This window comes from Phaeodactylibacter luteus, assembly GCF_007993045.1.
Taxonomy (GTDB): Bacteria; Bacteroidota; Bacteroidia; order Chitinophagales; family Saprospiraceae; genus Phaeodactylibacter; species Phaeodactylibacter luteus.
In genome coordinates this window covers 1-13,039 of record NZ_VOOR01000047.1, presented here as the reverse complement: position 1 = coordinate 13,039, position 13,039 = coordinate 1, and the positions used below count along the sequence as shown (strand labels likewise).

Annotated in this window: 8 protein-coding genes; 5 read left to right on the top strand and 3 right to left on the bottom strand. The window is 53.9% G+C overall.

The genetic code is table 11. From position 1 onward, the window contains the following. Positions 1-21 precede the first annotated feature (21 nt). From FRY97_RS17635 to moeB, 5 genes are all read left to right on the top strand, one after another. Entirely contained in the window at positions 22-1,383 is a 1,362-nt protein-coding gene (locus tag FRY97_RS17635) for a restriction endonuclease subunit S (RefSeq protein WP_147168888.1), read from the top strand. 90 nt (positions 1,384-1,473) lie between these two features. Continuing rightward, positions 1,474-2,583, top strand: coding sequence for a Fic family protein (locus tag FRY97_RS17630; protein ID WP_211356909.1), 1,110 nt, complete (start codon positions 1,474-1,476; stop codon positions 2,581-2,583). Between the two features lie 8 nt (positions 2,584-2,591). After that, positions 2,592-5,588: a type I restriction endonuclease subunit R gene (locus tag FRY97_RS17625; protein WP_147168887.1), complete on the top strand. Its 2,997-nt coding sequence runs from the start codon at positions 2,592-2,594 to the stop codon at positions 5,586-5,588. A 6-nt stretch (positions 5,589-5,594) separates the two neighbouring features. Beyond that, a complete protein-coding gene (locus FRY97_RS17620; protein ID WP_147168886.1) occupies positions 5,595-6,212 on the top strand; it encodes a hypothetical protein in 618 nt (205 codons plus the stop codon). 473 nt (positions 6,213-6,685) lie between these two features. Next, a complete protein-coding gene (gene moeB, locus FRY97_RS17615) occupies positions 6,686-7,810 on the top strand; it encodes a molybdopterin-synthase adenylyltransferase MoeB (RefSeq protein WP_147168885.1) in 1,125 nt (374 codons plus the stop codon). A 287-nt stretch (positions 7,811-8,097) separates the two neighbouring features. On the opposite strand, the gene FRY97_RS17610 is transcribed toward moeB, so the two are convergent. From FRY97_RS17610 to FRY97_RS17600, 3 genes are all read right to left on the bottom strand, one after another. Continuing rightward, positions 8,098-8,640, bottom strand: a complete 543-nt coding sequence (locus FRY97_RS17610; RefSeq protein ID WP_147168884.1) for a 2'-5' RNA ligase family protein — start codon at positions 8,638-8,640, stop codon at positions 8,098-8,100. Next, on the bottom strand, positions 8,633-9,709 hold the full coding sequence (locus FRY97_RS17605) for a saccharopine dehydrogenase family protein (protein ID WP_147168883.1): 1,077 nt from the start codon (positions 9,707-9,709) through the stop codon (positions 8,633-8,635). Before FRY97_RS17605 ends, FRY97_RS17610 begins: the two co-directional genes overlap by 8 nt. Positions 9,710-9,810: 101 nt before the next feature. Further along, positions 9,811-12,357: an OmpA family protein gene (locus FRY97_RS17600; RefSeq protein ID WP_170254719.1), complete on the bottom strand. Its 2,547-nt coding sequence runs from the start codon at positions 12,355-12,357 to the stop codon at positions 9,811-9,813. Between the last annotated feature and the right edge of the window lie 682 nt (positions 12,358-13,039).

The following is a 13,039-nucleotide window of genomic DNA, read 5'->3' as shown; positions in this document are numbered from 1 at the left end:
AAACCCTTAAATCAAAACCGTATGACCCTTCAGCATAATGACAACCACCCTTTTCCACCTTATCCGGCATATAAAGATTCGGGGGTGGAATGGCTAAATGAAATGCCCGAAGAATGGAATAAAACTAGACTTGCATTTGTAGGGAAGTTTTCAAAAGGCAGAGGAATCGCGCGTAAAGACTTAACTGTAAATGGAGTTCCTGTCATACTGTACGGCGACATCTACACAAAATATGGTATCCAAACAGAGAAATTGATCCACGCTTCTTCCGAAGAAATTGTCGCAAACTCAGAAAAAATACTAACTGGTGATCTACTTCTTACAGGGTCAGGTGAAACTCGAGAAGATATTGGCAAGTGCGTTGTGTACACTGGGGCAGATAGAGCTTATGCAGGTGGCGACATTATTATTTTAAGGCCATCAAAAATACACAGTGTTTTCTTAAGTTATGCTCTCAATAGTCCACACCTCATAAGAGAGAAAGCAAAGCTCGCAAAAGGAGAAATAGTTATTCATATCTACAGCTCTCAGTTACGAACTATATCAATCCCTTTACCTCCCTACTCCGAACAAACCATCATCGCCCACTTCCTAGACCACAAAACCACCCAAATCGACGACGCCATCGACAAGCACCGGCAGCTGATCGAGCTGCTGCGCGAACACCGCGCCGCCCTCATCAATGAAGCGGTGACCAAAGGCCTCAACCCAAATGCGCCCATGAAGGACTCCGGGGTGGAGTGGATTGGGGAGGTGCCGGCGCATTGGGAGTTAGTGAAATTGAAATATTTGACAAGAAAAATCATTGATGGCACTCATTTTACTCCTAATTATACAGAAAAGGGTGTCCCTTTCATCAGAGTAACTGATTTGAAAAATGACATAATAGACCTTTCAAAAACAAAGTATATTTCAAAGGAAGAACACGAAGAATTGTCTAGAAGATGTAACCCTGAAAAAGGGGACGTTTTGCTATCAAAAAACGGAACAATTGGTATTACTAAAGTAGTTGATTGGGATTATGAGTTCAGTCTTTTTGTTAGCGTTTGTCTAATCAAGTTTACAGACAGACTGAATCCATACTTTTTTTCTTTTTTATTTAGTAGTAATGTAGTCGACCAGCAGATAAAAGAAAGCAGTAAAACAACCTCAGTTACAAACCTCCATTTAGACAAAATAAGAGAATTGCTAAGTATTGTTCCTCCTATTAATGAACAGCACCAAATTATCACTTACATAGAAACCGAAACCACCCGCATCGACCGTGAAATTGACCTCGCCCAGCAGGAAATCGCCCTCTTGGAAGAATACCGGCAGTCCCTGATCGCGGAAGCCGTGAGCGGGAAGATTGACGTGCGGGACTATGTGCTGGAAGATGATTGAATGTCCAAAAAACGGCAAAATATGGACACGAGACCAGGCTATTGTCCACAAAAATCATAATTTTGGACATAAAAAACTTTCGTGTCCAAAATGGGCACATTCCCGGACATGACCAATGCGCTGAAAATGACGTATGACATCCCTGCATTACCGTTGAAGGCCAATGTCGAGACCTTAAAGGTATTCAAGAAACTGCCAAAGGTGCGGGCTGCCCTTGCCGAATTGAAAGGGATTGGCGCTATCATTCCGAATATGGCCATTTTGGTGAATACATTGACCCTGCAGGAAGCCAAAGACAGCTCGGCGGTGGAGAATATTGTCACTACCCACGATGAGCTGTTTAAGTCGGGCTTGCACATCAAGAGCTTCAAAAGCCTGGCCTCCAAAGAAGTACAGCACTACGCATCCGCCCTGAACAAGGGCTTTGAAATGGTGCAGGAGCACAAGCTGATCACCAACCGGGTGATTTTAGATATACAGCAGGAGCTGGAGCAAAATTCAGCGGGGTACAGAAACGTGCCCGGCACACAGCTGGTCAATGACAAAACCAAAGCGGTGGTGTATACGCCACCCCAAACCGAAGCAGAAATCAGGCATCACATGGAGGTGTTGTTAAGGTATATCAATGAAGACGATCTGGAAGAGGTCGACCCGCTGATTAAAATGGCGATAATTCACCATCAATTTGAAAGCATTCACCCTTTTTATGACGGCAATGGGCGCACCGGGAGGATTATCAATATTTTGTATCTGGTAGCAAAGGGGCTGCTGGATTACCCCATTCTGTACCTCAGCCGCTACGTGAATCAGCATAAAGACCAGTATTATCATCATTTGCAGGAAGTCAGGCGCACCGGAGACTGGGAGCCGTGGATCCTCTACATGCTGAATGGCGTGGAGGATATTTCCCGCCAAAGTATTGCCTTGATCAAGGACATCAAGGAGGTCATGCAATCTTATAAAGTCCATATAAGGGATCATTACCCCTATTACAGCCAGGATTTGCTCAACAACCTGTTCCGGCATCCGTATACCAGGATTGAGTTTTTGGCAAAGGACTTGCAGATCAACAGGAAAACAGCGGCAAAATACCTGAATGAACTGGCGGAAGACCCTAAGAAGATCATCTCAAAGTACAAAATCGGGAAGCTCAACTACTATGTGAATAACGATCTGGTTGGCTTGTTAATCAAAGAATAGCAAAGGATATGGCAAAAGGCATACACACCGAAGACACATTTGAAGCGGCAATAGAAGCCGCCCTGCTCGACAGTGGGGGCTACACAAAAGGCGCCCCCAATGCCTTTGATGCCACCCTCGCCCTTGACCCGGAAACGCTCTTTACCTTCCTGCAAAGCACGCAGCCGAAGAAGTGGGAGAAGATCAGCAAGATTCACGGTACTTCAGTCAAAGAAAAGCTGCTCCACCGCCTCAACAAGGAAATCGACCTGCGCGGCATGCTCGATGTGGTGCGCAAGGGCATTACGGACTACGGCGTGAAATTCGACCTCGCCTACTTCCGCCCGGAAACGTCCCTCAACCCGGAAACGGAAGCCCTGTACCAGCAAAACATCCTCACCGTCACGCGCCAGGTGTATTACAGCACCAAGCACCGCAACAGCCTCGATATGCTGCTTTCCCTCAACGGGCTGCCCATTGTCACCATCGAGCTGAAAAACCAGTTCACTGGGCAGACCGCGGAAAACGCCAAGCGGCAATACCGCTACGACCGGGACTACAAGGAGTTGCTGTTTCAATTCAAAAAGCGGGCCTTGGTACACTTTGCCGTAGATACCGATGTGGCCTTCATGACCACCCGCCTGCGTGGGGCAAAGACCTACTACCTGCCCTTCAATCAGGGCTACCACAACGGCAAGGGCAACCCGCCCAACCCGGAAGGCTACCGTACGGAATACCTTTGGAACGAAGTCTGGCAAAAGGACAGCCTGATGCAGATCATCAGCAAGTTCATGCACATCGAAACGGAGGAAATTGAGATCGACGGCAAAATCCGCAAGAAGGAAACGCTGTTCTTCCCGCGCTACCACCAAATGGATGTGGTGCGCAAGCTGGTCCGGGAAGTCCGGCAAAAGCAAGCCGGCGAAAACTACCTGATACAGCACTCAGCAGGTAGCGGAAAGAGTAAATCCATTGCCTGGCTGTCCTATCAGCTGTTCAGCCTGCACAATCAGGAGAACGAACGGATATACAATGCCGTCATCGTCATCACCGACCGCACCGTGCTCGATGCGCAGCTGCAAAATACCATCTACCAGATTGAGCACAAGCAGGGCGTGGTGCAGAAGATTGACAAAGATTCCACGCAGCTTGCCGACAGCCTGTCCAAAGGCGGCAGCATCATCATCACCACCCTGCAAAAGTTCCCCTTTGTACTCGATAAAATCGACGACCTGCCGAGCCGGAACTACGCCGTTATCATTGACGAAGCGCACAGCTCGCAGGGCGGAGAAGCCACCAAGAAAATGAAGGAGGTACTTTCCGGCACCTCCCTGGAAGATGCCCTGGCCGAAGAAGCGGATACCGAAGACGAGGACACCGCATTGGACGAAATCCGGCGCTCCATGCTATCCCGTGGCAAGCAGCCCAACCTCAGCTTTTTTGCCTTCACCGCTACGCCAAAAGCCAAAACGCTGGAAGTATTCGGCACCAAGGGCATAGACGGCAAGCCCCGGCCGTTTCACCTGTACTCCATGCGGCAGGCGATAGAAGAAGGCTTTATACTCGATGTACTGAAGAACTATACCACCTACAAAACCTATTACAAGCTATCCAAGGCCATTGAGGATGATCCCGAGGTCAACAAGAAAAAGGCCGCCCGGGCCATCGGGCGTTTTTTGTCCCTCCACCCGCACAATCTCGCACAAAAGACCGAAGTGATGGTGGAGCATTTCCGGCAGGTGGTGAGCAAACAGATCGGCGGTAAGGCGAAAGCAATGGTCGTGAGCGGTTCACGCCTGCACGCCGTGCGCTACAAGCGGGAGTTTGACCGCTACATCAAAGAAAAGGGCTACGGCCAGGGCGATCGCGCTATCAAAACCCTGGTAGCTTTCTCGGGCAAAGTCATTGATGAGGGCGTAGCCTTTACCGAGCCGGAAATGAACGGCTTCGGCTACAAAGAGCTGCGCAAGAAATTCGATACCGACGAGTACCAGATACTGCTGGTAGCCGATAAATATCAGACCGGTTTTGATCAGCCGCTGCTCCACACCATGTACGTCGATAAAAAGCTATCTGGGGTCAAAGCCGTGCAGACGCTCTCCCGCCTGAACCGGACCACCTCCGGCAAGGAAGACACTTTCGTACTGGATTTTGTCAACGACAGGGAATCCATCCTTCAGTCCTTCCAGCCGTTTTATGAGGTCACTACCGTAGAAGAAAACACCGACCCCAACCACCTCTACGACCTAAAAAGCGAGATCGACAAAACGCAGGTCATCTGGGAGACGGAGGTGGACAAATTCGTGGAAGTCTACTTCTCCAACGTCAAGGTGCTAAAAGTCAAAGAACAGCGGAAGCTCAACGCTTATGTCGATCCGGCCGTGGAGCGCTTCAAGGGGCTGCCCGAAGAAGCACAGGATGATCTGAAGAACGCCATCCGCACCTTTACCCGCCTGTACTCCTTCCTGTCCCAGATTATGCCCTTCCAGGACATGGAGCTGGAGAAGCTGTTCACCTACCTGCGCTACTTCCAAAAGAAGCTCCCCAAGCCCAACCTCTCCGACCGCTTTCAGCTGACGGACGAAGTAGCATTAGAATACTACCGCCTGCAAAAGATAGAGGAAGGCCAGATCGCCCTGCAAAAAGGCGAAGAGGGGCAACTATCGGGCGTAAAAGAAGCGGGGGTGCGGTACAGTAAGGAGGAAGTCGCCCCACTCTCTACCATTATTGAGGTGCTAAACGAAAAGCTTGGTACTGATTTTAAGCCCGCCGATCAGCTCTTCCTCGATCAAGTCAAAGAGGACATGATACAGGACGAAACGCTTGCTAAGCAGGCTAAAAGTAATACTAAAGAAAATTTCAGGTACGGTTTCGAGGATATATTCATGGATAAGCTGATCGAGCGCATGGAGCAGAACCAAGAAGTCTTTAACAGGCTAATGGATGATGATCGCATGGCGGGGATTGTTAAGGAGATGATTCTGGATGAGGTGTTTGAGCGGCTGGGGGGTGGAGCTAGAAAATAACAGCGTATGGAATGGTGGGAAAAGATATTAGCCTACTTAGTACAGCCCGTTAGTATAGCTGCGGTGCTTGCTTATTTCGGCAAACGGCTAGTAGAGCAATACCTCAATAAGCGGGTAGAAACCTACAAGGCAGAGCTGAAACACGAAACAGATTTGGCTATTGCCGAGACTAGGCACGAGCATGAAAAAACTCAATTCCGGTTTACGAAACTCCACGAAATCAGGCTAGAGGTAGCCAAAGAGATGGTAAGCCGATTGGTTGACCTGCGGGTACTGTTCAAAAAAGAGTTGATCGATATTGCCTCTGGGATTATCTCCCTGGAGAAAGATGAAACCATTTGGGAGGCCCTCCACGAAAAACTGACCGCGTTTGAAATTTACTACATCAAGCACCGCATGTTTTTGACCTCGGAAGCCGGGGAAAAGATAGAGGATTTTCTGCGCTTGCTCAATCACACCAATACCGCCAACCTGAATGCCAGCTATTTCATCGCTTCTGGTCAGGAAGAGCTTTCGAACCAAGGGGTTAAGGAAAAGACTGAGGTGACAACAATAGTGAATGTCAGTATTCCCAGGGCGATACAAGAGGTGGAACAGGGCATCCGGGAGATGATGGAGTGGTGAAGTTTACGATTGGATGATTTCAAATAAGGATAGGGGCCTGCCCCTGCCAGCGGGCAGGTGCCGCTATGCTACGGGGCTCGCTATCCGCTCGGCCCCTCGCCCTACAGGCGTCGGGTCTGGCCTTCGGCCACCCCTGCGCAGCGCTAGGCCAATGCCAAGCTTGAGGCACTAGAGCCTGGAAAGCATAAACGCCTGCAACATTTAATCTCCCCCCCATGGCTTGTTAGCAAAATTGCAAATCAGCCCCTGATCATAAAATAATGCCTTTGGTCAAAATGAGCTCAGAACTTTTTAAAAACAAGAAAGCACATAAAGTTAAAGGCAACATTTTCAGCCCATTATGAATCCACTGCAGCTCCCAGCGGACTCACGCTGAAAGCCCCCGGGCATACCGGGGCTTTTTTTATCCCCCTCCGCCGCTTATCTTGACCGCACGATTCAACCCAACATCTCTTCAACCCAACTATTGAGCGATGGACAATTTGACACCTGCAGAGCTAAGGCGGTATGCCCGCCACCTGGCCATTCCCGGGTTCGGGCCACAGGCACAGAGCCGCCTAAAGCAAAGCCGTGTGCTGGTCCTTGGTGCTGGCGGGCTGGGCAGCCCTATCCTCCTATACCTTGCTGCGGCCGGCATTGGGCACATACACATCGTAGATTTCGATCAGGTAGAACTGACCAACCTCCAACGGCAGGTCCTCTTCACAGAAAGCGACCTCGGGCTCCCTAAGGCCCGGCAGGCGGCACTGCGGCTAAAGGCCCTCAACCCCCATATTGACATCCAAGCCACCGTATCGGCCTTCACATCGGAAAATGCCCGGGCGATGGTCAGGGCCGCAGATTTGGTGGTTGATGGCACAGACAACTTCCCGACCCGCTACCTGAGCAACGATGCCTGCCTCTTAGAGGGCAAGCCCCTTGTTTACGGCTCTATCTACCGGTTTGAAGGCCAAGTGTCGGTCTTCAACTTAGCGCGCGGGGATGGCAGCAGAGGCCCCAATTACCGCGACCTTTTCCCTACCCCACCGCCGCCTGAGCTTGTGCCCAATTGTGCTGAAGGGGGCGTATTGGGCGTACTGCCCGGCATTATCGGCAGCCTGCAAGCCAGCGAGGCCATCAAAATATTAGCCAATATCGGCTCCCCCCTAGATGGGGAGCTGTTCCTATTTGACGCCACCACCATGCTCAGCCGCAAGATAACCATCCGAAGGCAGGCCCATGAGCCCGTCACTGAGCTCATCGACTACGAGCAATTCTGCCGGGCAGGAGCATTGCCAGAACCGTTCGGCAGGATCTCCCCCTCCACCCTCGATGCCTGGCAGCGAGCCGGCAAAACCTGCCAACTGCTCGATGTAAGGCAGCAATACGAGCGCGAGCACAGCCATATCGGGGGGGCACACTGCCCGCTCGACCGGGTGAGGCACACTGCCCTTGGCCTGGACAAAACCGCCCCTACCGTAGTGTACTGCCGGAGCGGGAGCCGCTCTGCCAAAGCTGCCCGGTGGCTGATGGAAAAGGGGTTTGTGGAAGTGTACAATCTTGAAGGAGGGCTAAAGGCTTACCGTGACGAAGTGGACGGCTCCCTTACTGTCCTTTGATCCAAGCTTAGTGCCCCGATCCCCATGGGTGTAAACCAAAATGTCGCAGGCCTTGAGGCACTAGCCTGGCATTGGCCTAGCGCTGCGAAGGGGGGGGACGCCCGACAGGGCCGAGCGGACAGCGAGCCCCGGAGCATAGCGGCACCTGCCCGTTGGCAGGGGCAGGCCCCTATCCTTACGGAGGGGGCATGAGCTGTTCAAGCGCGCGCCGGCTTTTTCCGGGAGCCTGGGGCTGAAGAAGAAGCGAACGGAAAGAAAGCGCCTGTGAAACTGCGATGCCCCCAAGCTTATTGGAGCAAGGCTTCTGCCACAGCCTCCCACTGCAGCCCATTGTGGCGCATCAGGGCTACGCGGCGGGCCTCGAAAGCCGAAAAGAAACCCTCTTTTTCGGCCCATTCCATTATCGCCCGGAACTGCCCGGGCTTCATATCCCTGAAAGCCAGTGTCAAATGAGGGGTAAAGCCGTACGGGCGGCTTGCAGCCTGCCCAAAAGCAGTTTTCAAGCCCTGCACAATAGCTTGCTGCAAAGCATACAGCCCTTCCGCTGCTTCCACACGGACATACACGACCCGCTCATCAAAGTGGCCTACGCCATTGAGGTGTACCGTGAAGCCGGGCCAGCGCCTTACGAGCTGATCTTGCCAGGCGGCCAGCTCCGCCTCCTGTGCCGCAGGAGCATGAAATGGAGGGGCTAGGGTAATATGCGGGGGCGATTTCAAAGCATGGGACGGCCCAAACTGTGCTGCGATCGCTTTTTTGGCAGCCTGCAGCTGCTCAGACAAGCCTGGCGGGGGCAACAAGCCTATAAAATAGCGCTCCTGTTTACTCATTGCCTGTAAGATCAAACTCGTATACTGCCCCGGGCACTTCACTCATCAACTGTGGCCCGTAACAGCCGGCGGGGGTCTGAAACCCGGCCTTGAAATCACCTGTCAGGGCTTTCCCTGCAATCAGCAGGCTTGTCGCAGCGGTCAGGGTATACCCTTCAGGCACGACCGCCCGCCCGGAAACCTTTTGGCCCGATGCGGCCCGGGCTTCCCCCCATATATAGCTCCGCGCAGCCTCCCGCTCCTCAGGGCTTGGCCCGGCTGCGCCTCTCCGGATTTTGTCCTGTGCCCGCTTGCGGACTACCGGCAGGCGCAAGAACCAATTGAAATACTTCTGGTACTTGAGGCGGCTGTGCGTTTTGGGGTGTACAGCAGTGTACACCTCAATATTGGGGATGCCCGTAGTGTAATAAGCCGTAGACACATCGCCCCACGGAATGGTCATGGCCAAGCGGTCAAAATCAGGGGCAAAAGCAATTTTCCGGCTTTTGTGGCCCAGGGGGACCGCAGTAATCTTCCCATTTTTCCGGATGGCGCTTTTGCCCCCCAAGTTCTCGGCCATGGTCAGGGCTGTGCCTCTGGAATAACGCCCGCCCCGTGTAGCAAATGCCAAGGACAGCTCTTCGGCAGCAGGGAGCTTTTCCTTGAGCAATGCCGCCATGCAATCTGTAGGCACCACATCGAAGCCCGTGCCGGGCATCAGCATAATACCGGCCTTAGCAGCCCGCGGGCCCAGCTTTGCCGCCTGTTCGAAAACTGCAATTTCCCCCGTGATATCCAGGTAATGCACGCCGTTGCGTATACAAGCTTCCATCATTGGGGCTGCCGTATGCGAAAAGGGCCCGGCAGCGTGCAGGACAGCCGATATGCCTTCCAGGGCGTCATCCAAAACCGATGGCTCTTCCAGCCCGAAGGCTTTCCAAGGCATGCCGAGCTCTGCCGCGAGTTTTTCAAGGGGGGCTCCCCTCCTGCCGCACAGCAGCAGGCGCTGCCCATCTTTGGCGGCTTTGCGGGCAATCAGCTCGCCGGTGTACCCGTAAGCTCCATAAAGTAAAATCTGAGGCTGCTGCATAAGGCGGTAGGTTGATGTTAGCCCAAATTTACACAATCGCCTGCCCTGCCCCTAATGGACAGGGCAAAGACCGTCATTTTTCTCCTGGCAGAAGATGCCCATTACTCGCCATTGCGGCGAGGCGCACGGCTAAGGCGTATTTCTACCCTCCGGTTAGCTGCCCGCCCTTCGGCAGTCTCATTGCCCGCGACCGGCTGGGAAAAACCAAAGCCAACCGCTGTCAACCCTTCGGGAGGAGCCCCGCTTTCAATCAGGAACTTCCGGACAGCACGGGCCCGCCGCTCAGAAAGCTCCTGATTGTAGCCCTGCCCGCCAGCATTATCCGTATGGCCGCCTATTTGCGCCTGCAGCCGATTGCTCTTCAGCCATTGTGCCAGACGCCTGAGCTCTGCATAAGACTCCCGGGCAATGATATCGCTATCCGTCTCAAAGAAAAGGTTGGGCAATGGCAAAGCCTCGCCCGACGCGATAACCTCCGCTATACGGGGGACCCTCACGGCCTCCTCCCGGTGCAATACATCCGGCTGCCCACGCAAATCCAGGTTGTTGCTCACCGGAAACAAACCTTCCCCCGTAACCGTGTAGCTGTACAGCCCACCTTGCGGCAGCGTGAGGAAGAAACGCCCCGTAGCAGGGTCTGCCACTGAGCGGCCGGCCACCGCCCCAGTTTCCATATCCCGGACGACAACCTCCGCCTCGACCGGCTGGCCGTCTACCCCAACCAACTGCCCTTGGATGGTAGAGACCGGGACAGGGCGGTACGCCTCGGGCACCCCTACCCTATAGAGCTCTTCCCGCCAGCCAGGGGAGAAACCAGAAAAGTAGGCCCACTTGCCATCGGTGCTGATGCGGTAGCCCCAGTCCTGGCCCGGCCCGTTTATTTCCTTGCCCAAATTGACCGGCTCGCTCCAGTCCAGCCACCCTTCCCCTTGCCTGCGGGAAACGTAAACATCCAAATCCCCAAACCCGCCGTGGCCGTTGCTGCTAAAGTACAAGGTGCGCATATCAGGGTGCAGAAAGGGGCTGCGGTCTTCAAATGGCGTATTGAGGGCCGGCCCCAAATTGATTGGATCACCCCAGCTGCCGTCCGCCTCCCGGAAAGAAAGGAACAAGTCGATATTGTGCTCGTTCCTTGCGCCCGTGCACCAGATGCTCCGGGCTGCAAATACCGCCACATCGCCGGAGCTGTTCAACACGGTCATCCCTTGCCAGTCGGGGCGCCGGGCTTCCTCAAAAAATGGCTTTTTGGCAGACCAGCCGCTGCCTGTACGTGTAGCATACATCACCTCGCCGCCTTGGTACATGAGCAACTGCTGCCCGTCTGTGGAGATGGACAACGGGGCTTCATGGTTGGTGGTGGAGTTGAGTTCAGCAACTGCCTCCGGGCGGGCCCATTCTTCCGGGCCCAGGCGCTTCGACCGGTAAATATTCTCGTCTTTCTCATCGAACCGGCAAAAGTACAGCCACTCCCCATCGGCAGAAAGGACAGGGGCGTACTCCCCGAAAATAGAATTGACGGCCGGGCTGACCCCTACCGCTTCCAATCCTTCCCCTTGTGCTTGCAGGTTTTCCAGCAGCTCATTGATGCGGGGGTCTGAAGGCCCGAAGGCAGGCTGAAAACGGCGGATATCAGCCATTGCCCCGTTCCAGTCCCCCTCTTCCAAGTCACGGGCAACCAGCTGCATCAAAGCCACATAAGCTTGTTGGGCGGGGGCAGCCAGCTCGATATACCTTTCGTACACCTCGCGGCGGTCATCGGTATAGCCCAGGCTGAGGTCAGGGCTCATTTTTGCTACCGCAATAGCCCGCCCGATATTGAAGCTGTCCCGGAAAAAAGGGTACCGGTTTTGAAAGCCCAGCAGGTCAGACCAAGCGCCGGTGTAATAGTGGTAAAAGTAGACCACCCGGACCGTTTTGGGCATCAGCCGCTGATCTGCGCCCCGGATATACTGCTCTGCAACCGTGATGTAAGGCTCCCTGGCCAGTGCCTCGCTCAGTGGAGCGTCAATTTGGGCTGCCAGCTCAGGGCGGGAGCCGAGCAGCTCGAGGAGCGCTGGGAGCGCGCGCGTGTCTGAAGCAGCAGCCCAGGCGCTAAAAGCTTGATCTTTCAGCGCCTCTACCAGGTCAGGGCGGTAGCGCTTCAGGGCGAGCTCCTGCTGAGCCGCAAAAAGCAGCAGGCTGTCTATATGATGTGGCAGCTCTCGAAGCCTAAACCCCAATAGCGCTTTCATTGCCCGGGCTTCCAATTCGTAAGGGATCCGGCCGTAATGATCGAGATAATGCCTTAGCGGGGCGCTGCCCCCTTTCTGCAAGTAATGCTCCAGCCCTGCTTCCCGGATATGCTGCTTGAGCTCACGGGCAGTGGCAGGGCTATAGCTCCCTGCAGGCAGCCTGCCTTGTTGGCGCCCGTTGAGCTTGCGGTAAGACCGCTGCGCTGCTTGCAGGGCATCATAAGCTTCATCGGGCTGAAAATGAGGGGAGAGGGTGTCAGCAAGCAGCTTGGCCATATTGAAATAAGCGACGGTTTCCCGCACAGGGCTGCCCGCTGCCTCCTGCAGCTCCTTCAGCGCATCTTGGTAAGACTGGGCCAAACTGGCCGGGATCGCGGCAACAGCTAGCAGGAATATGAGCATTGGGCGGTAGGGCATGTGTTCGTGTTTGGTGTAAGGCAAGGTGGCGGAAGCCCCTGCCAGCCTTAAACGCATAACAAGAACGAAGGCGTATCTGTTGCTTTTGGAGTTGGCTAGACTGAATACCGTATAGGCTATCGCCCGTTAAAATGCTTTTCCCTGCGTTCAAGAAAAAGGATGCTATATGAGCGCAAACCAGATTGCCGCTTTTTCTGGAGGGGCCTGCCCCTGCCAACGGGCAGGTGCCGCTATGCTCCGGGGCTCGCTGTCCGCTCGGCCCCTCGCCTACAGGCTTCGGGTCTGGCCTTCGGCCACCCCTGCGCAGCGCTAGGCCAAGGCTAGCCTAAAGCCCGAAAAGCATCAACGCCTGCTGCATTTTGGTTGACGCCCCTGCTATACTGCGCAATATTGATTAGAACGCGCCTGAATTAAAAACGCCGCCTTGCCTTTTAATCAGCAGGACGGCGCCACTTGCAATCCAAAAAGTGATCTTTACTGCCCACAATGGGTGGCAGCAGTCAACGCTGCTGCCACCCCTGTGTACATGGGTTTTCCGCTTATTCCGGCAGCTGCTCGCGCAGGCTGAAGGTGACAATTGAAGATACGTTCGCAGCGGTAGGCACTGCGATGTTGAAGATAAAGTCTACATCGTTGAACGCACCCGTGTACTTCGTCTGCCCGTTCATGTTCACGTCCGTCA

Excerpts from the sequence above, each read along its gene's own strand:
- FRY97_RS17610 (WP_147168884.1), bottom strand. The coding sequence starts at position 8,640 with ATGAGTAAACAGGAGCGCTATTTTATAGGCTTGTTGCCCCCGCCAGGC.
- FRY97_RS17635 (WP_147168888.1), top strand. The coding sequence starts at position 22 with ATGACCCTTCAGCATAATGACAACCACCCTTTTCCACCTTATCCGGCA.
- FRY97_RS17625 (WP_147168887.1), top strand. The coding sequence starts at position 2,592 with ATGGCAAAAGGCATACACACCGAAGACACATTTGAAGCGGCAATAGAA.
- FRY97_RS17600 (WP_170254719.1), bottom strand. The coding sequence starts at position 12,357 with ATGCCCTACCGCCCAATGCTCATATTCCTGCTAGCTGTTGCCGCGATC.
- FRY97_RS17620 (WP_147168886.1), top strand. The coding sequence starts at position 5,595 with ATGGAATGGTGGGAAAAGATATTAGCCTACTTAGTACAGCCCGTTAGT.
- FRY97_RS17630 (WP_211356909.1), top strand. The coding sequence starts at position 1,474 with ATGGGCACATTCCCGGACATGACCAATGCGCTGAAAATGACGTATGAC.
- moeB (WP_147168885.1), top strand. The coding sequence starts at position 6,686 with ATGGACAATTTGACACCTGCAGAGCTAAGGCGGTATGCCCGCCACCTG.
- FRY97_RS17605 (WP_147168883.1), bottom strand. The coding sequence starts at position 9,709 with ATGCAGCAGCCTCAGATTTTACTTTATGGAGCTTACGGGTACACCGGC.